Below are 24,160 nucleotides of genomic sequence, written 5' to 3'. Positions count from 1 at the left end.
CTCACCGGTGGCACCGATGCCCGACCCCGGTAAAATTCGGACATACACACCCGAGCGGCCCCTCCGGCCGGCACCCGCCCGGCCGCGGTCGCCGAAGGGAGGCCGATGATGACCAAGCTAACGGCGAGCGGCACCGCCCAGCTCCGCCAGGGCACCCAGGAACTGCTGGAACGCCGGGGCATGGCGACCTCGCCGGGCCGGCTCGGCCCCAAGCCCAGCCCCGGCGCGGTGTCCTCGGCCGCCGGGAACCCCGCCGCGGACGCCTTCCGCCACGGCGGGCGCGACGCGGCGTCCGCGCTGCCGCACTCCGCCCCGGCGATGCACGCGGAACTCAAGGGCCACCGGCACCGCGGCGCGGAGAAGCACTCCGCCCACTGACCCACGGCCCCGTCGGGGCGGACGCCACCGAACCCGGCGCCCGCCCCTGACGCGTGCTCAACCACCTTCCCGGCAGCCCCGGGGGCTGTCAGTGCCGTGCGCTACGTTCGTCCCGTTCACCAGCACGCGGCGGGACGACGGGGGCACACCATGTCCGATGTGATCACGGAGGAGCCGGTCGAGCTCCAGTTGGAGCGGTACCGCACCGAACTCACCGGCTACTGCTACCGGATGCTCGGCTCGGTCTTCGAGGCCGAGGACGCGGTGCAGGAGACCATGGTCCGGGCCTGGCGCGGGCACAAGGGCTTCGAGGGGAGGGCCGCGCTGCGCTCCTGGCTGTACCGAATAGCCACCAACGTCTGCCTGGACGCGCTGAACGGCCGCAACGGCCGGGCCCGTCCGATGGACCTCGCCGGCCCGGTGACGGTGGCCACCGCCCACGGCACCCAGCTGCCCGAGGTGACGTGGATCGGCCCGGCGCCGGACGGCCGGGTGCTCCCCGAGACGGGGGACCCGGCGGAGGTGGCCGCCCAGCGCGAGTCGGTGAAGCTGGCCTTCGTCGCCGCGCTGCAGCGGCTCGCGCCCCGGCAGCGGGCGGTGCTGATCCTGCGCGAGGTGCTCGGCTGGAAGGCCGCCGAGGTGGCCGAACTGCTGGGCGTCACGGTCGCCTCCGTCAACAGCGCGCTGCAGCGCGCCCGCGCGGTGCTCGCCTCGGACGCCTCCTCCGCCCGCCCGGCCCCCGCGCTGGACGACGCGCACCGCGCGCTGCTGGACCGCTACGTCCGCGCCTTCGAGGCGTACGACATGGACGGCCTGGCCGAGTTGCTGCACGAGGACGTCACGCTCAACATGCCGCCGTTCTCGATGTGGCTGCGCGGTCTGGGGGAGGTCCGGGCCTGGATGCTGGGCCCGGGGCACGGCTGCCGGGGCTCCCGGCTGCTGGCGGTGACGGCCAACGGTGGCCCGGCCCTGGCCCAGTACCGGCCGAGCCCGGAGGGCGGGCACGAGCCGTGGGCGCTGATCGTGCCGGAGGTGTCAGGGGGCCGGATCACCGGGCTCACCAACTTCCTCGACACCGACGTGCTCTTCCCGCTGTTCGGCCTCCCGGCCCGGCTCCCCGCCGAGTGACCGGTGGGACCCGTGCGACCCGTGCGACCCGTGCGACCCGAGCGAGTTGACCGGGTCGAACGGGCCGCGCTGGGCGAACGGGTCGAGCGGATCGGCCGCTCCCGGCAGCAGCGCCGCGAGCCCGCTGAACGCCAGCAGTTCGCGCAGCGGGCCGCCGGTGTTCAGCAGGACCACCCGCACCCGGTGCCGGGCGGCGGCCACCCGCAGCCGGGCGAGGGCGTCGACGACGGCCAGGTCGGGGGCGGTCAGGGCGCCCAGGTCGCAGGTCAGTACGGCTTCGTTCGCGGTGCTCTCCATGCGGGTTGGACCGTTGCCGGGCGCCGGACTCATCGGTCCGGCCCGCAGCGAGGTCCGGCCCGCAACGCGATGACGGAGCACGGCGCGGTGGCAGAGTGGGGGCCGACCGAACCGCCCTGCCCCAGGAGGAACACCGTGACGGCTGAGCCCTTGAGACCCCGCGAGGAGTGGCTGGCGTCCCTGCCCCGGATCTACGCGGGGGCGGGCTGCCTGCTGCGCGACGAGTCCGGCCGGATCCTGATCGTGAAGGCCGGGTACCGCGAGCACTGGCAGTTCCCGGGCGGGACGATCGACCTCGGCGAGGGCCCGGTCGAGTGCGCCGAGCGGGAGTTGGAGGAGGAGACCGGCATCGTGCGGGAGGCCGGCGACCTGCTGGCCATCTCCTGGACCCATCCGTCGGACGAACTCGACCACCCGGCCCAGCACTTCATGTTCGACTTCGGCACCGTCCCGGACGGCACCCCGGTGACCGTCCCGGCCGGCGAGCTGGACACCCACCGCTGGGCCCCGCTGGTCGAGGCCCTGGAGCTGCTCGGTCCGGCCCGTTCGGTCCGGCTGCGGGCGGCGCTGGAGGCGGCCGTCGACGGCCGGGTCCGGATTGTCACCACCCGCGTCTCCGGCTTCTAGGCCGTCATCGGCAAGCGCCGTGCCCCGGGCGGGAGTTCCGCCCGGGGCACGGTCGGTGCGGAGCGTCTCACCGCTGCTCGGGCGCGGCGTCCCGGGCGGCGACGATGGCGGCGATGGCCTCCGAGACGAAGGTCTCGGTCTCGGTCTTGTCGACCTTGAGCCCGGCGAGCACGCCCTCGCCGTTCTCCAGCTCCAGCAGGGCGAGCAGGATGTGCTCGGTGCCGACGTAGTTGTGTCCGAGCTTGAGCGCCTCGCGGAAGGTCAGCTCCAGCACCTTCTTGCCCCGCGCGTCGTACGGGATCAGCGCGGGCACCGTCTGCTCGACGGCGCTCGGCAGCGCGGCGGTGGCCGCCGTCCGCAGGGCCTCCGGGGTGACGCCCTGGGCGGTGAGCGCCTTGACGCCGATGCCTTCGGGCTCGGCGAGCAGGCCGAGCAGGATGTGCTCGGCGGTGATCTCAGGGTTGTTCGCCCGCCGGGCCTCCTCCTGCGAGGCCACCACGACCTTGCGGGCCCGGGGCGTGTACCGGGTGAACCCCTGGCTGGGGTCGAGGTCGTTCGGGGTGCCCGGGTCCTTGGGGACGAAGCGCTTCTGGGCGGCCTGCTTGCTGACGCCCATGCTGCGGCCGATGTCGGTCCAGGAGGCCCCGGAGCGCCTGGCCTGGTCCACGAAGTGGCCGATGAGGTGGTCGGCGAGGTCGCCGAGGTGGTCGGCGGCGATGACCGCGTCGGAGAGCTGGTCGAGCGCGTCGACGTGGACCTTCTTGATCGCGGCGATCAGGTCGTCGAGGCGCAGCGGAGTGGTGTTGGGAACAACGGGATTCTCCATGCGTCAACCGTAGGTTGTCGATCCGAGGATCGTCAACCATCGGTTGACGCTTACTGGCGGGTAGTTTGCGTCCGCGTTCCGTCGAACGTCTCATCGAACGTTCTGTCGGACAGCGACACCCCCGGCCGGAGGTCCTACTCCTCCGTCAGCAGCCGGTCCCGGACGGCGGCGATCTGGGCGGGCGTGACCCCCGCCGCGAGCAGGTAGCCCGCCGGGTCGAGCCCGTCGAGGGCGTCCGCCAGGGCGGCCTCGGCGGTGGTCCCGGCCTCGGCCAGCGCCGCGTCGATCCGGCGGTACGGGTCCGGCAGGCCGAGCATCCCGTACAGCGGGCGGACGTTGGGGGCGCTCAGCAGGTAGTCCTCGGCGATCGCGGCCCGGTCGACCCCGGCCAGGGCGAGCAGCAGCAGGGCGGCCAGGCCGGTGCGGTCACGGCCGGCGCCGCAGTGCACCACCAGTCCGCCGGGTCGGGCCCCGGCGATCGCGGTGACCAGCGCGGCGGCGGCGTGCGGGCAGTGCTCCAGGTACGGGCGGAAGGCCAGCGGGGTGCCGTCCAGCCGGCCGTGGGCCTCCCACCAGGCGGGGCCGGCCAGTTCGTCCAGCGGGACGCGGATCAGCTCGACGCCCTCGGGGAGCGGGAGGAGCGGCTTGTACTCCTCGGCGTTGCGCAGGTCGACCACGGTGCGGACACCGTGGTCGAGGAGGGCGTCCCACCCCTCGCGGGTCAGGCGGTCCAGGTTGTCCGCCCGGGCTATCGCGCCGCGGACGGTCGGCTTGCCGGAGGCGGTGGGCAGTCCGCCCAGGTCGCGGACGTTCAGGCAACCGTCCCAGACGAGGGTGCGGTCCTCGGTGGTGGTCAGCGCGTAGGTCCGCATGGTGGGCTCCCCGTTTCCTCGGTCGGGGGTACCGTTACCCCCTCGTTATCAAGACTCCCGGGAGATCCCGATGGTTCCTGATCGTTCGAACCCAGGGCACCGGCAGTTCGCTCGGTGGACGGATGGTTCGTACCGAGGCCCGACGGGGGCTCAGGCGGCGGTGGGCGCCTCGGTCTCGGCGGCGACCAGCTTCTCGATCGGGTCGGTCGCGATCTGACCGACCATCGAACCGGCCACGATCGCGCCGATCAGGAACACGGTGGACAGCCAGGCCATGGTCGACACCGGCAGGGTGAAGGCGCCGACCACCCGGGCCGCGCACTCGGCCAGCAGCGCGGTGCCCCAGATCCCGGCGAACACCCGCTCGTGGCGGCGGAAGGCCCGCGAGGCCGCCGCCCGCCCCTCGACCAGCCGCTGCCAGGCGGCGGTGCGGTCCCGCTTGCCCTTGGTGACGAAGGGCATCAGCATCGGGGTCATCACCGGCCGGCCGACCGCCGCCGAGACCAGGATCGCCACCGCCACGGTGCCGCTCAGCCCGCCGTCCTTGGCGATCATCATCCGGGCGTCGCCGGTGACGAAGGTGAGCGCCAGGCCCGCCAGGTTGACCGCCAGCATCAGCGCGGCCCACAGGTTGAGGCTGCGCTCCTTCAGCAGGCCCAGGAGGGTCCGGCCGGCCGGGAAGACGCTGCTCCAGGCGAGCGCGGCGAACTCGCTCAGGCCGCAGGCCGAGTGCAGCAGGTAGTAGCCGGCCAGCGGGGCGAGCACGTCGAGGGCGAGCGGGCGCAGCCCGGCGACCAGCGGGTTCGGTGCCCCGGCGTCCTGGGCGTCCAGGACCTGCTGAGCGTTCTGGACCTGCTGGGCGTTCCGGACGGGCTGCGCGTCCAGGACCTGCTGGGCATTCCGGACGGGCCGGGCGGGAACGGCGGCGGTGACGGCGGTGACGGTCCGGCTGCTCATGGTGGGTTCCTCCCCGGCTGGTGGCCGCGGGCCCCTGCCCGCGTCGTGCCTCCAGTTTTTCGGTCCGACCCTCCGTCAGAGCAGTGTCGTCCGTTGCCGGATCCGCATGACAGGTGTCACGGCGCCGCCCATGACAGGGGCGCTGACCTGCACCGTTCTAGCCGAAGGTCCACAGCTCCCGCCCCAGGGTGTCCCGGCAGCGCACCGTCCGGAACCGCTCGTCCCCGGCGGACAGGAACCCCCGGGCGGCCCCGGCCAGCACCGTCCGGGCCACGCCGTCGCCCCGGGTCCAGGCGCCGGTCAGCACCAGCGCCCCGGCGGCCAGCTCGGCGCGCTGCACCCGGGCCACCGAGGCGGTCAGCAGCGCGGCGTTGACGTCCTCCAGCTCGGCGGGGGAGAGGTACGCCCCGCCGGCGCGGGAGCGGTCCGCCGCGGCCCGGCGGCGCAGCTCCGGCAGGCCGTAGTCGCGGACGGCGGCGACGGCGTCGTCCAGCGGGAGCCGCCAGCGCGGCCCGGGCAGCACCTCCCACCAGACGTCCTCGCCGACCGGCAGCACCTCGCCGATCCGGGCCCGCCAGACCTCGGAGCTGTACCGGGTGCGCGGGCCGGGCGGGGCCGGAGCCGCCCGGTCGGCGCGGCGGACCAGGCCGAGCGCGAAGGTGAACGTGACCCGGTCGGCGGCGGGCCGCTCGACCAGATCGACGAGCAGCCAGTGGTCCTCGTCCGGCAGCAGGAAGGCCGGGTGCCGCCCGGTGAGGCCCAGACCGCGCAAGGCGGGCGCGAGGTGCTCGCGCAGGCCCTTGGCGTGGAGCTCATGGGCAGTGGTCATCGCGGTCTTCCCTGCTGGTCGTACGGAGCCGGCCGTGCGCTCGTCCCGGGTTCCGGTTCCTCTGCCGGTCCCGGTCCGGCCGGGCCGGCCCGGGCCGACACCCGCCCGAACGGGCTCGGGCGGGTGTCGGTACGAACGGGCGCGGCGGGGTCGCGGGGTCACGGCGGCGTGGCGGGCGCGTCGGCGGCCCCGGCGTCCGGGCGGGTCGGGGCCCGGATCGATTCGCCTACCGACAACGTAGGCGGGGGCGGTGTCCCGGGGCTGCGGGCGAACGACAGCCGTCGGCGGGACCTTGGCCCCGTCCGGTCCGGTCCTTCGACCGGCGCCGACCCGATCCCCCGGATGGCGCATCATGTGGCGGGTGCAGAGTGCAGAACGCCCCGGAGCGGGCACCGGCAGCCCCCTCGGCCGGTCCGGACCAGTACCTCCCGCCGGCCCACCACCGGGCGGGGGCGCTGCTCCCACCGACCTGACCGAGGCGGTCCGCGCCGCCCAGGAGGGGGACGAAGAGGCGTTCCGGCTGTTGTTCCGGACCGTCCAGCCGGGCCTGCTGCGCTACCTGAGAGTGCTCGTCGGCGGACGGCCGGAGGACGTCCAGGACGCCGAGGACATCGCCTCCGAGACCTGGCTGCAGATCTCCCGCGACCTGCGCGGCTTCTCCGGCGACGGCGACGGCTTCCGCGGCTGGGCCGCCACCGTCGCCCGCAACCGGGCGATGGACCACCTGCGCGCCCGGCGCCGCCGCCCGGTCGCCGACCTCCCCTTCGAGTACCTGGTCGAACAGGCCGCCGGGGACGACACCGCCCGCGCCGCGCTCGCCACCGTCGGCACCGCCGACGCCCTGGCGCTGATCTCCAGGCTGCCCCGCGACCAGGCCGAGGCGGTGCTGCTGAGAGTGGTCATGGAGCTGGACGCCGAGAGCGCCGCCCGGGTGCTCGGCAAGCGGGCCGGCAGCGTCCGGATGGCCGCCCACCGGGGCCTGCGCCGACTGGCCAAGCTGCTGGAGCAGCCGTTCTCCTCCGGAGCCGGGATCCCGGCCGCCCGGCCGGCCGGACGACCGGCCGAAGAGCCCGCGCAACGACCCGCGGAACGACCCGCGAAAAAAACTTCTCCGCAGGGTGTGACAGAACACCGGGCCGCGACGCTGAAGGACATGAGATGAGCACCAACCGATCCCGTCGGATCGACCGTGATGCCGCCGAGCAGCTGCTCGGCGGTGCCGTGGGCGGCCCGTCGGCCGGGCAGGACGCCTCGCTCACCGGACCGGACGGTCCCGGGCAGCTCGCCCGGGTCCTGGCCGCGGCCGCCGCTCCGGCGACGTCCGCGGAACTGGCCGGGGAGGAGGCCGCCCTGGCCGCGTTCCGGGCGGCGAGTCTCACGCCCGACCCCGTAGTGACCCCCGTCCGGAGACGATCGATGGCAACCGCCGCGCTGGCCAGGGCCTTCAGCACGAAGGCCGCTGCCGCCATGCTCGGCGCCACCGCGCTGTGCGGGGTCGCGGTCGCCGCCGGCACCGGCAACCTGCCCGCCCTCGGGGGCGGCCCGTCCGAGCCCGAGCACGCGGTGGCCACCCCGGGCACCCCGCTCGGCACCGGCCCGGAATCCTCCTCCGCACCCCAGCCCGGAGCCTCCCGACCGTCCACCGGCGCCACCGCGGACCCGCACACGGCCGTCCCGTCCGCCCCCGCCACGGCCGGCGGGCGCACCGGCCACCCCGCCCCGCCCGCCGCGCTGCTCCCGCTCTGCCAGGGCTTCGCGGACCGTACGGGCAAGGGTGAACGCCCCGGCAAGCTGGCCGTCGACCCGCTCTTCGCCCCGCTGGTCGCGGCAGCCGGCGGCGCCGACGCCGTCCAGGACTTCTGCGTCGGCACCCCCGGTCACCAGGGCGGCGACCAGCAGGGCGGCGACCAGCAGGGCGGCGACCACCAGGGCGCCGCCACCGCCCAGCCGAGCGCCCCCGGCCGGAGCGGTTCCGGCAAGGGCGGCGACGGTGGCAACACCGCCGGCGGCAACGGCAACACCGGTGGCGGAAACAGCCAGAACGGCGGCGGCAACGGCACCAAGCCCGGCAAGGGTGGCGTGCTCCCGCCCCCGACGGGCGCCCCCACCCTGCCGGACATCCATCCGAGCAGAACCGTCCCCTCCGAGGACGACCAGTCGGCCCGGAGATGACCCCCAGAACTCCGGGTGGGCGGCGAGCGACTCCCCCCGGGCTCGCCGCCCACCCGGACCGCACCACCCCGCAGTAACCGCAGGACGCACAACCACCCGAAGACCCCGGGTGGCCGGTCGGCTCCCCCGTGCCCACCGTCCACCCGGCCGGCCCCGGCCGGACCGGCAGGCGCTCACCCCGGACGCGCCGCCGGCCCGGCCGGCCCGGAACGTGCGGCCCGCCCTCCCGCAGTCAGGGCGGGCCGCACCCCGATCCGGCGGTCGGGGGACCGCTGCCCGGTCCCCCGGCCGCCACCCCCTCAGGCCCCGGGCCGGGGCGGCTATCGTGCACAGGTGCACGAGGCCGCCCGGGACCCCGGAGGCCGCACGTGAGGGGAGCTCCAGGTGATCGGACGGGCGCTGAACGGGCGTTACGAACTCGTCGAGATGCTCGGCGTCGGCGGCATGGCCACCGTCTGGCGCGGCGTCGACCGGGTGCTCGGCCGCCAGGTGGCCGTGAAGATCCTCAACGGTGGCCTGGCCGACGACCCGCGCTTCGCCGAGCGGTTCAGCCGCGAGGCGCAGCACGCCGCCATGCTGGTGCACCCGAGGATCGTCATGGTCTTCGACTCGGGCGTGGACCAGGGCACCCCGTTCATCGTGATGGAGCTGGTGAACGGCCGCTCCCTGGCCGCGGTCCTGGCCCAGCAGCCGCAGTTGCCGGTGGAGCGCGCGGTCGGCATCGCGGCGGCGGTCTGCGAGGCGCTGGCGGTCGCGCACGCGGCGGGGCTGGTGCACCGGGACATCAAGCCCGGCAACATCATGATCACCGATGACGGCGGCGTGAAGGTGGTGGACTTCGGCATCGCCCGGGCCGGCTCGTCCAGCAACCTGACCCAGACCGCGAGCGTGCTCGGCACGGCCGCCTACCTCTCGCCCGAGCAGGCCACCGCCTCCGCCCTGGACGGCCGCACCGACCTGTACGCGGTCGGCTGCGTGCTGACCGAGATGCTCACCGGCGAGACCCCGTTCACCGCCGAGGCCCCGGTGGCGATCGCCTTCAAGCACGTCAGCGAGCAGCCCCAGCCGCCGTCCGTACGGCGCCCCGGCCTGCCGCCCGCGCTGGACGCCGTGGTGCTGCGCCTGCTGGCCAAGGACCCGGCGCACCGCCCGGCCGATGCCACCGCCGCCCGCGCCGAACTCCTCTCCACCGTCCCCGGCCTGGCCGTCGGCGACCCGACCGCGGAGCTGCTCGCCACCACCTCGGCCGCCACCCAGCTGCTGCCGCCGGTGGCCCCGGCGTTCCCGGACCAGCAGCACACCGCCCTGCTCCCGCCCCAGGCGCCGCACCACCCGGCCCCGGCCGCGACCTCGGTGATGGCCCCGCTCCCGGCGATGCCCCCCGCCGGGCACCCCGCCGCCCCGCGGCCCGCTGGGCCCGCAGCGCTCGCCGCGCCCGCCCGGAGCCGCCGCAAGCCCCTCGTCCTCGGCGCCCTGGGCATAGCCGGCCTCGCCGGGGCCGTCGCCCTGGCCGTGACCGCCTTCGACGAGCCGACGGGCAACGCGGCCGCGGCCGCGCCCGCCACCAAGCCCCCGGCCGCCACTGCCGGCAAGACGTCGGCGGCCGCCCCCGCCACCCCGTCCGCGCCCTCGACCGGCACCCCCGCCCCCACCACCCCGGCGGGGCTCCCGGCCGCGACCCAGCCCGTTCCGCGCAACCAGCCCGCGGCGCTGCAGCTCCAGTCCTTCCGCCAGGCCGTCGCCCAGGCTCCGATCACCAAGGAACGCGACAAGCAGGCGGACCTGCTGCGGACCCTCGACGACGCCCTCGCCCGGGTCAACGAGGGCAACCCCGACGACGCCGCCCAGGACCTCAAGGCCGCCCAGAAGACCATCAAGGACCTGGCCAAGAAGCACGCCATCGACGCCCCCACCTACGCCAACTGGAACGCCCGCCTGGGCGCCCTGTTCGCGACCCTGCACGCCTCCGCCACCGCCGACAACCAGGACGACTGGTAGGGCCTGGCGTCAGGGCCCGTCCGGGACCTGGCGGTCACCCGTCAGGAGAACTGCAGCCGGTCGCCGAGTCCGGCCGCTTCGAACGCCGCCTCCAGGTCCGCGCGGCCCTCGGTGAAGTGTCCCCAGCTGTCGAAGTGCGCCGGTACCACGCGCCGCGCGCCCAGCAGGGCGGCGGCCTCGGCGGCCTGGGCGCTGTCCAGGGTGAGCAGTGCGCCGTCGAAGCGCACGGTGCGGGCGGCGCCGGCGAAGAGGACCGCGGTGTCGATCGGGCCGAACCGGTCGGCGATCTCCTTGACCAGCGGGAGCGAGGCGTTGTCACCGCTGACGTAGACGCTCGGGAGGTCGGGGGCGGTCAGCACGAATCCGATCACCTGGCCGATCACCGGTTCGGCCCCCTCGGGCCCGTGCAGCGCGGGTGCGGCGGTGACGGTGACGGTGCCGCCGTCCGGGCGGGGCAGTTCCACGGAGTCCCAGGGGGCGAGCCCGCGCGAGGTGCCGCCGAGCCGCTCGGCGCCGCTGGTGGTGGTGAGGACCAGGGGGACGGTCGACAGGAGGGCGCGGCCCGAGACATCCAGGTTGTCCGGGTGCTCGTCGTGGGAGAGCAGGACGGCGTCGACCGGGCCGATGGCGGCGGGGGTGATGGCGGAGGGCGCGGTCTTGGTGAGCGCGTTGCCACCGCCGATCGGGTAGGCGCCGGGCTCGTCGAAGGTCGGGTCGGTGAGGAAGCGGAGGCCGCCGAATTCGATGAGGGCGGTCGGGCCGCCGAAGACGCGGATGGTCGACATGCTGGGTCACCTCACGGAGAAAGTGCTGCTTTGACGTGATGAACCCTAGTCAGTCGTCACGGAAGAGCGCAAGGTTTAGCATGAGAATCGTGAATGCCATCCCCACCGCTCCGCCGCCCGCGCCGGGCTCGGAGCAGCACGTCGCCCTCGACTTCGCCAACAGCGACCTCGTGCTCACCGCCGGCCGCCTCGACCTGCTGGCCACCCCCGCCGACGCCCTCCGGTGGCTGGTCGAACGGGGTCTCGCCCCCGCCGACGGGGAGGTCTACGAGTACTGCACCGGACGGCTGCGCGAACTGCGGGCCCATCTGAGGGTCCTGCTCGCCGCCCGGATCGACGGCGCCGTACCGCCGGCCGAGGCCGTGGGCGCGCTCAACGCCGCGCTGACCGCCACCTCCTCCGCCGCCCTGCTGCGCTGGGACGAGCCGGACGGCCCGTACCGCGCCCTGGCCCACCCGGCCGACCAGGTCGCCGTGCACGCCATGGCCGTCATCGCCGCCGACGCGGCGGAGCTGCTCACGGGCCCGGACGCCGACCGCCTCGCCGCGTGCAGTGCGAGCCCGTGCACGCGCTTCCTGGTCCGCACCCACGCCGCCCGCCACTGGTGCTCGACCCGCTGTGGCGACCGGGTCCGCGCGGCCCGGGCCTACGCCCGCCGCAGCGGTGCGAAGCAGGGCTGACGCCACGTCATAATGGCGCCTGTCGACGATCGGATTCCTCGCGATCGGATCCCCTCGATCGGATGCCCGCGATCCCCTTGTCCCCACAGGGTTGTCCACACCCTGTGGACAACTCTGTGGGGAGCGTACGGCTCAGGCCAGGGCGGCTTCCTCGGTCCACACGCCCTCCGGGTGTTCGCCGACCGGCAGCCAGAGGCTGGGCTGCGCGCGGCAGCCGGGGGTGGCCCGCTCGTCGGAGGGCCACCGGTGGTCGCGGTCGGGCCAGACCAACTGGACGACGGGGAACGGGGAGCGCCGGTAGAAGCCGACGGCCGTCCCGAACAGGGGCCGGTGCCAGCCGGCGTCCACCGGGTGGACGCGCAGCGGAAAGCCCTCGATGACACCGGGGAGCAGCGCGCCCGGCTCCGTGGACGCCCCGTCCCGCAGCAGCGTGGCGGCCTCGTCGACCCAGTGCATCAGCCCGGTCAACTCCAGTCCGAACATGGCGACTTCGGGGATCCGGTACGAGTGCCACAGGCCGACCGTGAACGCCCAGTCCGGGATGTCCCCGCCGCCCACGCCGACCACGTGCCAGCCTCGGGCGCGGACGTCCGCCATCTCCGAGGCCCAGTGCCGCTGCCGTAGGAACCGTGCGCGGACGGTGGCGGAGGCGGCGGGGTCGCAGAGCACGCAGGGGCAGGCGGGGGATTCGAGCTGGTCGTTCACCCGGACATCCAACCACCGGAGCGGGAGGGCGAGGGCGAGGAGCCCGCCGGCCGGGCCGACTTCCCGCGTCGGACGGGGACCGGGGTGACCGGCTGGGGGCCGGGTCGTCAGGGCGGGCGGGAGGGGCCGCAGCGGCCAGGGGTAGGACGCCCGACCGAGGGCGGTGACGCGTGGGAGTGTCCGTTTTCGACTACGCGGAGTCGGATCTCCACCTCGTCCGGAGCCGGGGTGGGAGCGGATCGTGGGAGTCACCGATTCGCTTACTGACGTGAGGACTCCGCCATGTCTCGCCTGGTCACCGATCCCGCCGAGCTGCCGATGCTTTTCCAGGACGCCCTGAATGCAAGGGATGTCGAGGGTGTGCTGGCCCTGTTCGCCCCGGGCGCGGTCATGCGCACGGTGACCGGCGAGCACATCACCGGGGTCGAGGCGCTGCGCGCGGAGATCGCCGGAACGGTCGCCGCTCGGGGGCGGCTGACGAACGTCCGGCGGCACACGCTCGTCGGCTCGGACACCGCCCTGCTGGTCACCGACTGGACGATGGAGATCGACGGCCCGGACGGCGAACGCATCGCCCCGACCGGCACCACTGCCAATGTTGCCCGCCGGGTTGAGGACGGTGGCTGGCGCTTCACCGTCCTCAACCCGCGCGGTACTGCGTGAGTGAAGCGTTAGGCGTGGTGGTCGAATTCGCCGTTCTTGAGGCCGTGGAGGAGGGCGGCGAAGGTGGCGGGGGTGGTGTGGAGGATGGTTCCGCCTTCGTCGGACTCGCGGAGTTCGACCGCCCCGCTGGCCCCACGGACCTCCACGCAGTTCTCGGTGGACCCGCTGAAGGATGACTTCTGCCACTCGGTGTCGGTCACAGCTGGCTGGCCTTTCACAGGTCTCGTGCGATCTTGCGAATCAAGTCGCGTGAACCGCTCTCACTCAGCGCGACCGATTCAGTCCTCTCGAAGATGGATCGGTAACTGGTCAGCTCGCTGATCGCATCAAGGTGTTCGGAGTCACGGGAGGACTCCCGTTCGACGGTATCAAGCTCCGGAACTGCGCCGAACGCGTAGGTGAGGTTCTCGACGGCGCCAGGGAAGGTCTCGATGTCGAACGGAACTACTCGAATGGTCATCCAGGGTAGTTCGGAGTCTTCGAGTAGAGAGCCGAGCTGCTCCTTGAGGATCTGCGTTCCACCGAACCGAGTCCACAGGACCGACTCGTAGATGAAGGCCGTCAGCGGTTTCGGATTGCGGCGCAAGTCGGCCTTGCGCTGCATCCTGAACGCGGTGCGTGCCTCCAACTCATGGCGCGGAAGCGGAGGGAAGACACGCCCGAAGACCGCCGCGGCGTAACTGAGGACCTGGCAAGGTCCCGGCATGTGGGTGAGGACCCACAACTTGAGCTCGCTGGAGGTCTTCTCCAACTCTGCGTTCTCAAGGAAGCCTTCTGGGACGGTGCCGCGATGCTCCTCCCACCAGCCCTTGGAGCGGTCCTGGACCATGGTCTCCAGGGCGTCGATCAGCGGTTCGTTAATGCACTTGCAGGCGGCGGCGAAGGAGCGGAGTCGTTCCGGGCTCACTCCGACCTTGGCGGCCTCTATCTGACTGACCTGGGTCCGGTCGATGCCGAGGTCTCTGGCAAGGGTGCCGGTCGACAGCCCGGCGGCCTCGCGCATCTTCCGGAGTTCGGTGCCGATACGGCGTTGACGGAGTGTCGGGCTGACTCGCGGCGGCATTGGTTCCTTCCTTGCCGATGTGGCTCAAGTCTGCCGCCCGGCCGGGGGTGGGGTCCACTTGAGAGTGAAGTTATCTGAACTTGGAATCACATGTGACTTCGATGGGCTATGGTCGATCTCACCTCGATCCGACGGATCGTCAGTAACGCCTTTCCGTCGCACCGCAGAGCAGCCATGCCCATCCGCATGGCCTGGTTCACGGCGACGTATCCGCCGGTTCTCCACCCCACACACGCCCGGGAGTCCTCCCATGCGTCACCTCAACACGCCCTCCCTCGCCCTCTCCCGCCAGTCCCTCCGCCGCGCGATGATCCGCGCCGGCTGGCACCCCTCCGCCACCTTCGACGCCGAACTCGCCCTCGGTGAGCTGCTGGCGAACGCCTGGCTGCACGGTGGCACCCCCGCGCCGATCACCGAGATCCTCTTCCTCGACAAGGTCCTGCGGGTCTCCGTCTCCGACGAGAGCCCGGAGTTCCCCACCCCGCAGAGTCCCGACCCCCTCGCCACCTCCGGCCGGGGCCTCCAGTTGGTCGCGGGCCTCACCCACCGCTGGGGCGTCGACCCGCAGGAGCGCGGCAAGTGCATCTGGTTCGAGCTGGACGCCGCCTGATGCCCGCCCGTCCCCACCGCCGCCCCATGCTGCCCACCGATCCCCGGATCCGGGCCTACGCCGAGGACCACATCCTCACCCTCCTCGCCGAACTCCAGGAGCGCGGCAAGAAGTTCGGCCTCATCTGGCCGTCCGCCGACACCGACCAGACCCTCGACGGCCGCGTCCTCGTCCGCTTCAACACCGCGCCCGCGTCGACTCTCCTGAACCTGCTCTCCCTCCTCCTCGAAGCCGAACGCGACCGGGGGACCACGTGCGATTCCTGATCCCCACGGCCTTCGGCGTCCTCCTCGCCCTCGCGATCGCGACCGTCGCCCTGGGTGTCGTCACCGCCCTGCGCGCGAGCCCGCCGCCTGACGAGGACCGCTGACCGACCGGATGTGCGGCGGGTCGCGTGCCCAGGCCCGCCGTGCCGGATTCAGTGCTTCCGTCGCCGGATCCGCTGTTCCACACCGCTCCGGAGTGCCCGGGATGCCGCCCCGGCGGCCGCCGCGAGGAACACGAAGTTGTACCCGATCTGCAGCACCACCACGAGCCGCGCCGCCTGCCCCGACGGCGTGATGTCCCCGTATCCCACCGTCGCCATCGTCACGACCGTGAAGTACAGCGCGTCGAGCCGCGTCTCCAGGCCCGCGAACTCCGACTTCCGGGCGCCCAGCACGTAGTACGTCGCCGCGTAGATGGTCATCGCCAGGGCGATCAGGAAGGCCAGCCAGACCACCGGCCGTTTCGCCGTCCCCTGCATCAGCCCGGCGATCTTGGCCATCATCAGCCCCGTCAGACCGGTCAGTGCCCCCGCGAACACCGCCCAGCTCAGCACCGGCCTGCGGTCGCCGAACCACTCCAACGGCAGCGTGAAGTACCCGACCATCAGCAGCGTGAACGCGCCCAGCAGCCAGGCCCAGGCCCGCAGGTCGCCGGTTGGGGGAGGGTTCTCGGACATCCCGGCCAGCCTGGTCCACCGGAGTCCGTTCCGCCCGTCCGACTACTCCGATCAGGCAAGCCCCCGCCGGAGTGCCGGAAAAGCGTCGAGCCCCTGATGGAGGTCCATCAGGGGCTCGACGGGAGCTCGTTCGAGTCGAGAGGTCGACTCAGACGGTCTTCTCGGGACGCTTCGTCTCGGCGCTCGTCGTCACGTTGGTCGGCGTGACGGCCGGGCGGTCGGCGGCCGGCGGCTGGGGGGCGGCCGTGCTCTGCGCGGTGCCGGCGTCCGTCTGGTCGCCGTCCTCGCGCATCGCCTTGGTCTCCGCCTTCAGAATGCGCATCGACTTTCCGAGGCCGCGCGCCATCTCCGGCAGCTTCTTCGATCCGAACAGCAGGACTACGACCGCCAGCACCACCAAGATGTGCCAGGGCTCAAGACCGTTCCGCAGCATCCCTGGCCACCGGTCCCTTCTTGTCTAGAGTCACGGGGGGCGCGAGCGCCCATGCTCGCCAGTATGCCTGGCCCTCACGCCGAACGGATACACCGGCCGGGAAACGCTGGCCGAAAACCAGGTGCTGTTCGAGCGGGGCGCGGGCAACGCCCCACCCCGCTGACCCGCTTCCGCCGTCAGTAGAGGAACGGCACCAGCCGCTTGGACTCCTGCCGGTACTGCGCGTACGCCGGGCCGAAGGCCGCCAGCAGCAGCCGCTCCTCGGCGGCGATCCGCCAGCCGTACGCGCCGAGCAGCAGCGCCGCGACCACCAGGGCGGCGGCCCAGCCGGCGGCGCCGAGCGCGTAGCCGACCCAGACCAGCAGGCTGCCGGCGTACCCGGGGTGGCGGATCAGCCGGTACGGGCCGCTGCGGACCACCTGCTGGGTGTCCACGGTGCGCAGCGTACGGGTGTAGAAGCGGCCCAGGGTGCGCATGCCCCATGCTCGCAGGGCCAGCCCGGCGACCACCGCGGCGACCCCGAACCAGCGTGCCCAGACGGGCAGTTCGCCGACCGAGGAGCGGGCGAACAGCACCACCACCAGCACGGACGCTCCGTAGCAGCAGAGCAGCAGCCGGGTCGAGCCGCGGTCGCGGTCGTCCGCGTGCCAGGTGCCGGCCGCGGCGTCCTCGCGGCGGCGCAGCAGCAGCTCGTAGCCGATCCAGCAGAGGAGGCCGAGCAGGGAGAGCAGGGACGGCAGGGACATGACGGCTCCTGACGGTCGTGGTCACCCCTCCACGGTCCCCGGACGGGGCCGCCGGGACACGCACCCGGGGGTGGACGCCACCCCGTCCACCCCCGGGTGGACGGTCCCGACCGGCCGACCGGCCGACCGGCCTACGGGCGGCGCGCCAGCAGGTAGCCGCGCCGGGTGTCGGCCTCCTCGGGCAGGCCCTCCCGCTCCAGCCGGGCCTCGACGGCGAACCCGGCCTCGGTGAGGCGGGCGGCGACGGCGTCGCTCTCCAGGAAGTGGAAGTCCACGTCGACCGGGTGGCCCCACCACTCCTCCAGGTGCCGCACCTCCCGGCCCAGGTGGAAGGAGACCAGCAGCACCCCGCCGGGCCGCAGCACCCGCCGCATCTCGGCGAAGGCGGGCAGCAGCTCACCCGGCTCCAGGTGGATCACCGAGTACAGCGCCACGGCGGCCGCGAACTCGCCGTCGGCGGCGGGCAGCGCCAGCAGGTCGCCGGCCCGGAACTCGGCCTCCGGGTGCTCGCGCCCGGCCAGCTCGACCATCCGCGGCGACAGGTCGATCCCGACCACCCGCGCGCCCCGCTCAGCCAGCCACCCGGCGACGTGCCCCGGCCCGCACCCCAGGTCCGCCACCACCCCGCCGCCCGCCTCCTCCACGACGGCCCCCAGCAGCGCCCGGTCCACCACCTTGTGCGCCAACTCACCCCCGATCCGCCCCAGGTACTCCTCCGCCACCGCGTCGTAACTCCCGCGCACCCGCCCATGTCCGATCCCCATCCCCCCACCCTGACACGCCCCCTGTAGCGCCCTCCCCCAGGGGCCCAAGCCACCGCCGCCGCCCAGAAAGTCCGGCCGGCCCGACTCCCCGCGCGCCCGCCCCCTCTCCTCCGCCCTCCGGCACAGGAAGTCGACGGGCCCGACTTCCCGCGCACCCCCACCTACTGCCGGACCCAGCCCCCACCGCCGTTCCCCGCTGCACCAAAAGTCGATGGGCCCGACTTTCCGCGCACAATCCGGCCGCCCGCCGTAGCCAGAACCGGCCCCTCACCGCCGTGCCCGCCCTTGCCAGCTGCACGAGAAGTCGGCCGGTCCGACTTCCTGCGCGCTCCGCGCCCGCAGCCACCGCGCGCCCGTCCCCGGCGCGCCCTTGCGCTCCTGCCCGGTGCACAGAAAGTCGGCCGGTCCGACTTCCTGCGCATGCTTACCGGCCTCCGCACCCGCACACACCGCGCGCCCGTCCCTGGCGCTGCCCCGCTCCAGGCCGGTCTGGCGACATAGGAAGTCGACGGGCCCGACTTTCTGTGCGCGGCCCGGCCGTTGCCTGGTCCGGCCCCTCGCCGCGGCTCCCGCTGTTGCACGGCGCATGGGAAGTCGGCGGGCTCGACTTTTCATGCTCATCCAGCAGCCGGCTCCTTCCATCGCTCGCTCCGTAGGAGCGAGGCGCGTACGCGGCAATGGATCTCCTGGTCGGGCCGCAGGCCGTTCAGGTGGCCGGGCACCAGCTGCGCTCGCCGAGCCCGGGTGCTCGCCCGGTGTCCGATGTGGGTACGGCGGAGAGCCCCCGCCCGGGATCGGGTGGGGGCTCTCGATGACTCGCGTGGATCGTCGGGCGCTGGCAGGTCAGACCGTGGCGGGCTCCGGGGCGGCCGGGGTGGCCGGGGTGGTGGTGGGGAGGTGGTGCAGGAGGCGGTAGGCGAGGAGGGCCGCGCCGAGGGCGAAGAGGAGGCCGACGACGGCGGCGACGTGCAGGCCGTCGGTGAAGGCGCCGCGGGCGGTCTCCAGCAGGTCCGGGCCGAGCCGTCCGGGCAGGTGGGCCGCGACGGAGACGGCGCCGCCGAGGGTGTCCTGCGCGGTGCCGGCGGCCGGGCCGTCGACGCCCGCCGGGAGGGCGCCGTCCAGTTGGTGGCGGTAGACCGCGGCGCCGGCCGCGCCGAGCAGGGCGATGCCGAGCGAGCTGCCGAGTTCGACGGCGGTCTCGGAGGTGGCGGAGGCGGCGCCGGCCTGTTCGGCGGGGGCGGCGGAGACGACCATCTCGGCGGTCATCGTCATGGTGCCGACGGTGCCGGCGGCCAGGACGCCCGCCGCGGTGAGGATGAGCGCCAGCGGCGAGTGCGGGCCGACCTGGGTCATCATCGCGAAGCCCGCCGCGCCGACCACGAAGCCGCCGCCCATCAGGGCCGCCGGGCGGACCTTGCCGGCCAGCGCCGAGCTGATCCCGATCGCCGCGCCGACGCCGACGCTGGGCACCAGCGACCAGAGCGAGGCGGTGAACGGGCTCATGCCCTTGACCAGCTGCAGGTACTGCGAGGTGAAGAGGGCGAAGCCCATCATCGCGAACATGGCGAGGGTGTTGACGCTGATCGCGCCGCTGAAGGTGCGGATCCGGAACAGGCTCAGGTCGATCAGCGGGTTCGCGGCGGTGCGCTGGCGCCACACGAAGGCGGCGGCGAACAGCAGTCCGGCCGCGGCGGCGAGGGCGGGCAGCGGGCTCCAGCCGTCCACGGCGAGCGTCTTGACCCCGTAGACCAGCGGGAGGACCGCGGCGAGCGAGAGCACGGCGCCGGGCAGGTCGAAGCGGCCGAAGGGGGCGGTGGTGCGGTACTCGGGCAGCAGGACGGGCGCGGTCAGCAGCACCAGGACCATCACCGGGACGGCGACCAGGAAGGCCGAGCCCCACCAGTAGTGGTCGAGCAGCAGTCCGCCGGCGACCGGGCCGAGGCTGGCCCCGGTGGTGAGGACGCCGCCCCAGGCGCCGAGGGCGATCTGCCGCTGCTTGGGGTCGTGGAACGTGTTGCGGATCAGCGCGAGGGTCGAGGGCATCACGGTGGCCCCGGCGACGCCGAGCAGGGCACGGGCGGCGATCAGCTGTTCGGCGCTGCCGGACCAGGCGGCCAGCAGCGAGGCGCCGGTGAAGCCCGCGGCGCCGACCATCAGCAGCCGGCGGCGGCCGATCCGGTCGCCCAGCGCGCCCATCGTGATGAGCAGTCCGGCCAGCAGGAACGAGTACATGTCCATGATCCACAGCTGCTGGGTGCCGCTGGGGGCGAGCTCGGTGGAGATGTACGGGACGGCGAAGAACAGCACGCCCATGTCCATGGCGAGGACGAGGGTCGGGAGCAGGAGGACGGCCAGGCCGATCCATTCGCGACGGCCTGCGCGGCCGGTGGTTGCGGTCATGGGGAAGACCGTACGGACGTGTCAGACGCTTGTCTAGTACATATGTCTAAAACGCTGGTCCAAGACGCGCGTACGAGACGACCGTGCGAGACATTCGTGCAAGACATGCGTGCAGATCCTCCGTAGGATCAGGGCATGGGAAACCGCGAAGACCTGATGGCCGGCGCCAAGCGCTGCCTGTACGAAAGGGGCTACGGACGCACTACGGCCCGCGACATCGCGACCGCCTCGGGCGTCAGCCTCGCCGCGATCGGCTACCACTTCGGCACGAAGGACGCGCTGCTCAACGCCGCGATGATCGAGGCGATCGGCGAGATGGGTGAGGCCCTGGGGGTGGTCGTGTACGGCGCCAACCAGGTGTCGGACGACCCGGAGATGCGCTTCGCGGCCGCCTGGAACGGCCTCCGGGACGTCTTCGTCGAGCACCGGGGGCTCTGGGCGGCCCAGTTCGAGGCGCTCGCCCTGGCCGGGCACAACCCCGAGCTGGCGAAGGCCTTCGAGGAGGCGCAGAAGGAGGGCCGGCTCGGCCTCGCCGCGGTGTTCCAGGGGGTGACGGAGGTGCCGGACACCGAGGAGGAGCTGGCCCGCGGCACCTTCTACCAGATCCTGCTGGCCGGTTACGTGGCCCAATGGCTCGCTGCGCCCGAACTGGCCCCGAACGGGCAGGAGTTCCTGCGCGGCCTGCGGCTGGTCAGCGGCACCGTCCTGGGGTCGCCCACCACCCCCTGACGCACGTCAGGGCGGGACGGTGGACCGGTCTGGGGCCTATGCCGTGACGGCCGTCAGCAGCACCACCGAGTCGACGTGGGCCACCAGCCCGTGCCGCTCCTGCGGTACGGGCTCCAGTCCGCCGACGGACAGTTCCACCTGCCGCCCGGCGATGGTCAGTGCCACCCGGCCGCGCAGCACCTGGACGCTCCCGGCGGTGGGCGGGGTGTGCTCGTCCAGTGCGGTGCCGGCCGTCAGTGCGATCACGGTCTGCCGCAGCACCCCGTCGTGCAGCACCAGGTGGGCGCTGCGCCCGTGCGGGCTCTCGGCCGCCCGGGCGGAGTGCTCCACGGCGAGCTGTTCGAGATCGGGCATCGCGCCGCCTCCTCCTCGGGCCGTGTGCCCAGGTTCGCGGACGCACCGGCGGCGCGCACCCGGAGCGGCCGGCGGCGGGCCGCCCCCGGATGCGGCCCGCCGAGGTGCAGCCCCCGCCGACTGCCCGCATCGTGTAGGCATGGCGACCAACCAAAGGATCTTCGACGGGTTCCAGGTCAACCGCTCGCTGCTGGTCGGCGGGGTGGCGCTGACCGGCATCGGCTCGGTGCTCGGCGCGGCCGGCGCGGCGCTGGTGTGCGCGGCGCTGTTCACCGCGGGCCGCAGCTGGGTGCGCAGCCTGGAGACTGCGCCGACCGCGCTCGCCCAGCGAGCCCTGCGCGAGGCGAAGGTGGCCTCCTCGGCCGGCTGGGAGGCCTGGCGCGCGGAGCACGGCTCGCCCAACTGAGCCGAACCCAGCCGAGCGCACCCGTACGAGCGCACCCCGAGCGCACCCCGAGCGCACCCCGAGCGCACCCAGCGAACCGCACCCGTACGGATGCGTACGGACGGACGCGGCGGGCCGCCATGGGGGTGCGGCCCGCCGCAGCTTCAGGCGGCAGCTTCACGCCGCAGCTTCACGCCGCAGCTTTACGCCGCAGCGACTCCCTCACAGCCCCAGCGACTTGGCGATGATGCTGCGCATGACCTCGCTGGTGCCGCCGTAGATCCGGAACACCCGGTTGTCGGTGTAGAGCCGGGCGATCGGGTACTCCAGGATGTAGCCGTAACCACCGTGCAGCTGAAGGCACTTGTCGATGACGGTGGAGGCCGACTCGGTGCAGAACAGCTTCGCGGCGGCCGCGTCCGCGACGCTCAACTCACCGTCCTGGTACAGCTCCAGCGCGCGGTCCACCATCGACTGCTGGGCCAGCACCTGGGCCTGGCAGTCGGCCAGCGTGAACTTGGTGTTCTGGAACTCGGCCACCGCCTTGCCGAACACCTTGCGTTCCTTGACGTACTGCACCGCGAACCGCACCGCCGCCGCGGCCGCCGCGTACGCGCCGACGGCGATCGCCAGTCGCTCCTGCACCAGGTTGTGGGTCAGGTAGGAGAAGGCCTTGCCCTCCTCGCCGAGCAGGTCCTCGACCGGCACCTTGACGTCGACGAACGCCAACTCGGCGGTGTCCGAGGTGCGCAGGCCGATCTTCTGCAGCTTACGTCCGACGGAGTAGCCCGGCGAGGTGGTGTCCACGCACAGGATGGAGAGCCCGGCCCGGCGGTTCTCCGGGTCGTAGGGGGCGGTGCGGGCGACCACCAGGACCAGGTCGGCCAGCACGCCGCCGGTGATGAAGGTCTTGGCGCCGTTGAGGACGTAGTGGGTGCCGTCCTCGGAGAGCCGGGCCGTGGTGGTGATGCCCGCGAGGTCGGAGCCGGCGCCCGGCTCGGTCATCGCGATCGCGGTCATGATGTCGCCCGAGACGAAGCCGGGCAGCCAGCGCCGCTTCTGCTCCTCGTTCGCGTACTCCAGCAGGTACGGCAGCACCAGCCCGGTGTGCACGCCGGAGGAGCCGAAGCTCACGCCCGCCCGGGCGGTCTCCTCGGCGATCACCGCCTGGTACTTGAACCCGCTCTCGCCCGCGCCGCCGTACTCCTCCGGCACCTCGATGCCGTAGACGCCGAGTTCGCCGAGCTGGCGGTAGAAGTCGCGGGGCGGGTGGCCGTCGGCCTCCCAGCTCTCGTAGACCGGGACGACCTCGTTGGCGATGAAGTCCCGGATGGTCTCCCGGAAGGCCTCGTGGTCCTCGTTGAACACGGTGCGGCGCACGGCGGCGCTCCCTTCGGCGGTGCCGGCCGCGGGGCCGGCGGAGGTGGAACGTACCAGGTGGTGGCCCGACAAGTTAATCCCCGGTAGCCTCGGCTGTCCAGCGTCCGCGGGCCCGGGAAACCGGCTCGGAACGGTCGGCAAGTGAATCCTTGCTAGCCTTCGGGCGGGGTCCGGACGGGCCGTGGGGGCGAATCCGAGGGAGGCAGGCCATGGTGGTCCGACGGCCGCCCGGGCGGCGCGCCCAGATCCTCGCCGTGGCCGCCGACCGGTTCCACCGCAGCGGCTACCACCAGGTGTCGATGACCGAGGTCGCCGCCGGGGTCGGCATCACCGCGCCCGCCCTCTACCGGCACTTCCGCGGCAAGCCCGAACTGCTCGACCGCGCCGTCCGGTTGGGCCTGGACGCGCTCGCCGACGGCCTGCGCACGGCCGGCAGCACCGCCGAACTCGGCGCCGCACTGGCCGCGGTGGCGGTCGGCCACCGCCCGCTCGGCACCCTGGTGCAGCGCGACGCCCGGCTGCTGCCACCGGCCCGCCGGGCCGAACTGCGCCGTGAGCTGCGCGCGGACGTCGCCCTGATGGCCGCCGTGCTGCGTACCGAGCGACCCGAACTCTCGGCCCCGGACGCCGAGTTGCTCTGCTGGTCGGCGCTCTCCGGCTGCGCCGGGCTGTCCTACCAGTCGGCCGCGCCGCAGCCCCGCCGGGCCGAGCCGCTGCTGCGCGAACTGGTCGCCGCCGTCCTCGCGGTCTCCCTGGACGGCACGGCCGCCGGGCCCGCCCCCGGGCCCGCCGCCGGGCCCGCCGCCGGGCCCGAGGTCGGGGCAGCGCCGGCGGTTCCGCAGCCGAGGCCGCAGGCCCGCCGGGAGGAGCTGCTCGCGGCGGCCGTCCGGCTGTTCCACCGACGCGGCTTCGACAACGTCAGCACCGACCAACTGGGCGCCGCCGTCGGCATATCCGGACCCAGCGTGTACCGGCACTTCGACAGCAAGGCCCATCTGCTCGCGGCCTCCCTGGTGCGCAGCCGGGAGCGGCTCTGGCACCAGGTGGACGGCGCGATCGCGATGGCCGCGAGCCCGGCGGAGGCGCTGGCGGCCGGCCTCGGCGCGTACGTCGACTTCGCGCTGCGCAACGGCGACTACCTGGGCGCGATGCTCAGCGAGACCGAGCGGCTGGCCCCGCCGGACCGCCGGATCGCGGTGGACTTCCGGCGCGACTTCCTGCGCACCTGGGTCGAGTTGCTGCGGCAGGTGCGCCCGGAGTACGACGCGGTGGCCGCCCGGATCCGGGTGCACGCGCTGTTCTCGCTGGTCAACGACGGGGTGCGGAACGGCCCGCACAGCGCCCGGCCGGACCTCGGCGACTGCCTGCGGCGGCTCGGCCGGGCGGTGCTGGGGGTCGACGCGTAGGACGTGCGAGGGGCGAAGTGCGAGGGGCGA

General features: G+C 73.7%; 29 protein-coding genes. 13 read left to right on the top strand and 16 right to left on the bottom strand.

The window, feature by feature from the left end; genetic code table 11:
* The first annotated feature begins 108 nt into the window (after positions 1-108).
* Together ACZ47G_RS02420 and ACZ47G_RS02415 are read left to right on the top strand one after the other, a co-directional pair.
* Positions 109-378: a hypothetical protein gene (locus ACZ47G_RS02420; protein WP_465739572.1), complete on the top strand. Its 270-nt coding sequence runs from the start codon at positions 109-111 to the stop codon at positions 376-378.
* Positions 379-528: 150 nt separating this feature from the next.
* Positions 529-1,506 carry a sigma-70 family RNA polymerase sigma factor gene (locus tag ACZ47G_RS02415; protein WP_465739571.1) on the top strand — a complete coding sequence of 326 codons (978 nt, stop codon included), beginning with the start codon at positions 529-531 and terminating at the stop codon, positions 1,504-1,506.
* On the opposite strand, the gene ACZ47G_RS02410 is transcribed toward ACZ47G_RS02415, so the two are convergent.
* Positions 1,414-1,803 carry a hypothetical protein gene (locus ACZ47G_RS02410; RefSeq protein ID WP_465739570.1) on the bottom strand — a complete coding sequence of 130 codons (390 nt, stop codon included), beginning with the start codon at positions 1,801-1,803 and terminating at the stop codon, positions 1,414-1,416. The genes ACZ47G_RS02415 and ACZ47G_RS02410 overlap by 93 nt on opposite strands.
* A 135-nt stretch (positions 1,804-1,938) precedes the next feature.
* Here ACZ47G_RS02410 and ACZ47G_RS02405 point away from each other — a divergent pair, with 135 nt between their 5' ends.
* Positions 1,939-2,430 (top strand): NUDIX domain-containing protein, encoded by a 492-nt coding sequence (locus tag ACZ47G_RS02405; protein ID WP_465739569.1) that lies wholly within the window; start codon positions 1,939-1,941, stop codon positions 2,428-2,430.
* 67 nt (positions 2,431-2,497) lie between these two features.
* On the opposite strand, the gene ACZ47G_RS02400 is transcribed toward ACZ47G_RS02405, so the two are convergent.
* The 4 genes from ACZ47G_RS02400 to ACZ47G_RS02385 form a co-directional block, all read right to left on the bottom strand.
* Positions 2,498-3,256, bottom strand: coding sequence for a Clp protease N-terminal domain-containing protein (locus ACZ47G_RS02400; RefSeq protein WP_465739568.1), 759 nt, complete (start codon positions 3,254-3,256; stop codon positions 2,498-2,500).
* 134 nt (positions 3,257-3,390) lie between these two features.
* Positions 3,391-4,128 (bottom strand): tyrosine-protein phosphatase, encoded by a 738-nt coding sequence (locus ACZ47G_RS02395; RefSeq protein WP_465739567.1) that lies wholly within the window; start codon positions 4,126-4,128, stop codon positions 3,391-3,393.
* A gap of 150 nt (positions 4,129-4,278) precedes the next feature.
* Positions 4,279-5,085 (bottom strand): VC0807 family protein, encoded by an 807-nt coding sequence (locus ACZ47G_RS02390; RefSeq protein WP_465739566.1) that lies wholly within the window; start codon positions 5,083-5,085, stop codon positions 4,279-4,281.
* Between the two features lie 157 nt (positions 5,086-5,242).
* Positions 5,243-5,914, bottom strand: coding sequence for a hypothetical protein (locus ACZ47G_RS02385; protein WP_465739565.1), 672 nt, complete (start codon positions 5,912-5,914; stop codon positions 5,243-5,245).
* 352 nt (positions 5,915-6,266) lie between these two features.
* On the opposite strand from ACZ47G_RS02385, the gene ACZ47G_RS02380 reads away from it, so the two are divergent.
* The 3 genes from ACZ47G_RS02380 (at position 6,267) to ACZ47G_RS02370 (ending at position 10,084) form a co-directional block, all read left to right on the top strand.
* Positions 6,267-7,076, top strand: coding sequence for an RNA polymerase sigma factor (locus ACZ47G_RS02380; protein WP_465739564.1), 810 nt, complete (start codon positions 6,267-6,269; stop codon positions 7,074-7,076).
* Complete coding sequence (locus ACZ47G_RS02375; RefSeq protein WP_465739563.1) at positions 7,073-8,086, top strand: hypothetical protein; 1,014 nt, start codon at positions 7,073-7,075, stop codon at positions 8,084-8,086. Before ACZ47G_RS02380 ends, ACZ47G_RS02375 begins: the two co-directional genes overlap by 4 nt.
* Before the next feature lie 384 nt (positions 8,087-8,470).
* Positions 8,471-10,084: a protein kinase domain-containing protein gene (locus ACZ47G_RS02370; protein ID WP_465739562.1), complete on the top strand. Its 1,614-nt coding sequence runs from the start codon at positions 8,471-8,473 to the stop codon at positions 10,082-10,084.
* Between the two features lie 41 nt (positions 10,085-10,125).
* Here the strand turns inward: ACZ47G_RS02370 and ACZ47G_RS02365 are convergent, their stop codons facing one another.
* Positions 10,126-10,869, bottom strand: coding sequence for an MBL fold metallo-hydrolase (locus ACZ47G_RS02365; protein ID WP_465739561.1), 744 nt, complete (start codon positions 10,867-10,869; stop codon positions 10,126-10,128).
* An 80-nt stretch (positions 10,870-10,949) separates the two neighbouring features.
* On the opposite strand from ACZ47G_RS02365, the gene ACZ47G_RS02360 reads away from it, so the two are divergent.
* Complete coding sequence (locus ACZ47G_RS02360) at positions 10,950-11,549, top strand: CGNR zinc finger domain-containing protein (protein WP_465739560.1); 600 nt, start codon at positions 10,950-10,952, stop codon at positions 11,547-11,549.
* A 132-nt stretch (positions 11,550-11,681) separates the two neighbouring features.
* Here the strand turns inward: ACZ47G_RS02360 and ACZ47G_RS02355 are convergent, their stop codons facing one another.
* Positions 11,682-12,254: a DUF4262 domain-containing protein gene (locus ACZ47G_RS02355; RefSeq protein WP_465739559.1), complete on the bottom strand. Its 573-nt coding sequence runs from the start codon at positions 12,252-12,254 to the stop codon at positions 11,682-11,684.
* A 282-nt stretch (positions 12,255-12,536) separates the two neighbouring features.
* Between ACZ47G_RS02355 and ACZ47G_RS02350 the strand changes: the two genes are divergently transcribed.
* On the top strand, positions 12,537-12,917 hold the full coding sequence (locus ACZ47G_RS02350; protein WP_465739557.1) for a YybH family protein: 381 nt from the start codon (positions 12,537-12,539) through the stop codon (positions 12,915-12,917).
* 8 nt (positions 12,918-12,925) lie between these two features.
* Here ACZ47G_RS02350 and ACZ47G_RS02345 read toward each other — a convergent pair whose 3' ends face one another.
* Complete coding sequence (locus tag ACZ47G_RS02345; protein WP_465739556.1) at positions 12,926-13,117, bottom strand: DUF397 domain-containing protein; 192 nt, start codon at positions 13,115-13,117, stop codon at positions 12,926-12,928.
* 14 nt (positions 13,118-13,131) lie between these two features.
* Positions 13,132-13,980, bottom strand: coding sequence for a helix-turn-helix domain-containing protein (locus ACZ47G_RS02340; protein WP_465739555.1), 849 nt, complete (start codon positions 13,978-13,980; stop codon positions 13,132-13,134).
* Positions 13,981-14,230: 250 nt separating this feature from the next.
* Here ACZ47G_RS02340 and ACZ47G_RS02335 point away from each other — a divergent pair, with 250 nt between their 5' ends.
* Together ACZ47G_RS02335 and ACZ47G_RS02330 are read left to right on the top strand one after the other, a co-directional pair.
* The gene (locus ACZ47G_RS02335) at positions 14,231-14,590 is read left to right on the top strand and encodes an ATP-binding protein (RefSeq protein ID WP_465739554.1); all 360 of its coding nucleotides are present in this window, start codon (positions 14,231-14,233) and stop codon (positions 14,588-14,590) included.
* Positions 14,590-14,856 (top strand): hypothetical protein, encoded by a 267-nt coding sequence (locus ACZ47G_RS02330; RefSeq protein WP_465739553.1) that lies wholly within the window; start codon positions 14,590-14,592, stop codon positions 14,854-14,856. The genes ACZ47G_RS02335 and ACZ47G_RS02330 overlap by 1 nt, the downstream gene beginning before the upstream one ends.
* A 152-nt stretch (positions 14,857-15,008) precedes the next feature.
* Here ACZ47G_RS02330 and ACZ47G_RS02325 read toward each other — a convergent pair whose 3' ends face one another.
* From ACZ47G_RS02325 to ACZ47G_RS02305, 5 genes are all read right to left on the bottom strand, one after another.
* Positions 15,009-15,533: a potassium channel family protein gene (locus ACZ47G_RS02325; protein WP_465739552.1), complete on the bottom strand. Its 525-nt coding sequence runs from the start codon at positions 15,531-15,533 to the stop codon at positions 15,009-15,011.
* 148 nt (positions 15,534-15,681) lie between these two features.
* Positions 15,682-15,966: a Sec-independent protein translocase subunit TatA gene (tatA, locus tag ACZ47G_RS02320; protein WP_465739551.1), complete on the bottom strand. Its 285-nt coding sequence runs from the start codon at positions 15,964-15,966 to the stop codon at positions 15,682-15,684.
* 176 nt (positions 15,967-16,142) lie between these two features.
* Positions 16,143-16,712, bottom strand: a complete 570-nt coding sequence (locus tag ACZ47G_RS02315; protein ID WP_465739550.1) for an isoprenylcysteine carboxylmethyltransferase family protein — start codon at positions 16,710-16,712, stop codon at positions 16,143-16,145.
* Between the two features lie 131 nt (positions 16,713-16,843).
* On the bottom strand, positions 16,844-17,476 hold the full coding sequence (locus ACZ47G_RS02310) for a class I SAM-dependent methyltransferase (protein WP_465739549.1): 633 nt from the start codon (positions 17,474-17,476) through the stop codon (positions 16,844-16,846).
* A gap of 843 nt (positions 17,477-18,319) precedes the next feature.
* Positions 18,320-19,876 carry an MFS transporter gene (locus tag ACZ47G_RS02305; protein ID WP_465739548.1) on the bottom strand — a complete coding sequence of 519 codons (1,557 nt, stop codon included), beginning with the start codon at positions 19,874-19,876 and terminating at the stop codon, positions 18,320-18,322.
* Positions 19,877-20,011: 135 nt separating this feature from the next.
* Between ACZ47G_RS02305 and ACZ47G_RS02300 the strand changes: the two genes are divergently transcribed.
* Positions 20,012-20,605: a TetR/AcrR family transcriptional regulator gene (locus ACZ47G_RS02300; protein ID WP_465739547.1), complete on the top strand. Its 594-nt coding sequence runs from the start codon at positions 20,012-20,014 to the stop codon at positions 20,603-20,605.
* Between the two features lie 36 nt (positions 20,606-20,641).
* On the opposite strand, the gene ACZ47G_RS02295 is transcribed toward ACZ47G_RS02300, so the two are convergent.
* Positions 20,642-20,959: a cupin domain-containing protein gene (locus tag ACZ47G_RS02295; protein ID WP_380463254.1), complete on the bottom strand. Its 318-nt coding sequence runs from the start codon at positions 20,957-20,959 to the stop codon at positions 20,642-20,644.
* Positions 20,960-21,098: 139 nt separating this feature from the next.
* Here ACZ47G_RS02295 and ACZ47G_RS02290 point away from each other — a divergent pair, with 139 nt between their 5' ends.
* Complete coding sequence (locus ACZ47G_RS02290; protein WP_465739546.1) at positions 21,099-21,365, top strand: hypothetical protein; 267 nt, start codon at positions 21,099-21,101, stop codon at positions 21,363-21,365.
* A 201-nt stretch (positions 21,366-21,566) separates the two neighbouring features.
* On the opposite strand, the gene ACZ47G_RS02285 is transcribed toward ACZ47G_RS02290, so the two are convergent.
* Entirely contained in the window at positions 21,567-22,724 is a 1,158-nt protein-coding gene (locus ACZ47G_RS02285) for an acyl-CoA dehydrogenase family protein (protein WP_465739545.1), read from the bottom strand.
* Between the two features lie 209 nt (positions 22,725-22,933).
* On the opposite strand from ACZ47G_RS02285, the gene ACZ47G_RS02280 reads away from it, so the two are divergent.
* The gene (locus ACZ47G_RS02280) at positions 22,934-24,130 is read left to right on the top strand and encodes a TetR/AcrR family transcriptional regulator (RefSeq protein ID WP_465739544.1); all 1,197 of its coding nucleotides are present in this window, start codon (positions 22,934-22,936) and stop codon (positions 24,128-24,130) included.
* Positions 24,131-24,160 lie beyond the last annotated feature (30 nt).

The organism is Kitasatospora sp. NPDC030952 (assembly GCF_055571335.1).
The sequence above is the reverse complement of the archived record's forward strand: the minus strand, read 5'-3'. Positions and strand labels throughout refer to the sequence as shown.

Coding starts and splice junctions, on each gene's coding strand:
- ACZ47G_RS02420 (WP_465739572.1), top strand. CDS start 109: ATGACCAAGCTAACGGCGAGCGGCACCGCCCAGCTCCGCCAGGGCACC.
- ACZ47G_RS02415 (WP_465739571.1), top strand. CDS start 529: ATGTCCGATGTGATCACGGAGGAGCCGGTCGAGCTCCAGTTGGAGCGG.
- ACZ47G_RS02410 (WP_465739570.1), bottom strand. CDS start 1,803: ATGGAGAGCACCGCGAACGAAGCCGTACTGACCTGCGACCTGGGCGCC.
- ACZ47G_RS02400 (WP_465739568.1), bottom strand. CDS start 3,256: ATGGAGAATCCCGTTGTTCCCAACACCACTCCGCTGCGCCTCGACGAC.
- ACZ47G_RS02395 (WP_465739567.1), bottom strand. CDS start 4,128: ATGCGGACCTACGCGCTGACCACCACCGAGGACCGCACCCTCGTCTGG.
- ACZ47G_RS02390 (WP_465739566.1), bottom strand. CDS start 5,085: ATGAGCAGCCGGACCGTCACCGCCGTCACCGCCGCCGTTCCCGCCCGG.
- ACZ47G_RS02385 (WP_465739565.1), bottom strand. CDS start 5,914: ATGACCACTGCCCATGAGCTCCACGCCAAGGGCCTGCGCGAGCACCTC.
- ACZ47G_RS02380 (WP_465739564.1), top strand. CDS start 6,267: ATGTGGCGGGTGCAGAGTGCAGAACGCCCCGGAGCGGGCACCGGCAGC.
- ACZ47G_RS02375 (WP_465739563.1), top strand. CDS start 7,073: ATGAGCACCAACCGATCCCGTCGGATCGACCGTGATGCCGCCGAGCAG.
- ACZ47G_RS02365 (WP_465739561.1), bottom strand. CDS start 10,869: ATGTCGACCATCCGCGTCTTCGGCGGCCCGACCGCCCTCATCGAATTC.
- ACZ47G_RS02360 (WP_465739560.1), top strand. CDS start 10,950: ATGAGAATCGTGAATGCCATCCCCACCGCTCCGCCGCCCGCGCCGGGC.
- ACZ47G_RS02350 (WP_465739557.1), top strand. CDS start 12,537: ATGTCTCGCCTGGTCACCGATCCCGCCGAGCTGCCGATGCTTTTCCAG.
- ACZ47G_RS02340 (WP_465739555.1), bottom strand. CDS start 13,980: ATGCCGCCGCGAGTCAGCCCGACACTCCGTCAACGCCGTATCGGCACC.
- ACZ47G_RS02335 (WP_465739554.1), top strand. CDS start 14,231: ATGCGTCACCTCAACACGCCCTCCCTCGCCCTCTCCCGCCAGTCCCTC.
- ACZ47G_RS02330 (WP_465739553.1), top strand. CDS start 14,590: ATGCCCGCCCGTCCCCACCGCCGCCCCATGCTGCCCACCGATCCCCGG.
- ACZ47G_RS02325 (WP_465739552.1), bottom strand. CDS start 15,533: ATGTCCGAGAACCCTCCCCCAACCGGCGACCTGCGGGCCTGGGCCTGG.
- tatA (WP_465739551.1), bottom strand. CDS start 15,966: ATGCTGCGGAACGGTCTTGAGCCCTGGCACATCTTGGTGGTGCTGGCG.
- ACZ47G_RS02315 (WP_465739550.1), bottom strand. CDS start 16,712: ATGTCCCTGCCGTCCCTGCTCTCCCTGCTCGGCCTCCTCTGCTGGATC.
- ACZ47G_RS02310 (WP_465739549.1), bottom strand. CDS start 17,476: ATGGGGATCGGACATGGGCGGGTGCGCGGGAGTTACGACGCGGTGGCG.
- ACZ47G_RS02305 (WP_465739548.1), bottom strand. CDS start 19,876: ATGACCGCAACCACCGGCCGCGCAGGCCGTCGCGAATGGATCGGCCTG.
- ACZ47G_RS02300 (WP_465739547.1), top strand. CDS start 20,012: ATGGGAAACCGCGAAGACCTGATGGCCGGCGCCAAGCGCTGCCTGTAC.
- ACZ47G_RS02295 (WP_380463254.1), bottom strand. CDS start 20,959: ATGCCCGATCTCGAACAGCTCGCCGTGGAGCACTCCGCCCGGGCGGCC.
- ACZ47G_RS02290 (WP_465739546.1), top strand. CDS start 21,099: ATGGCGACCAACCAAAGGATCTTCGACGGGTTCCAGGTCAACCGCTCG.
- ACZ47G_RS02280 (WP_465739544.1), top strand. CDS start 22,934: ATGGTGGTCCGACGGCCGCCCGGGCGGCGCGCCCAGATCCTCGCCGTG.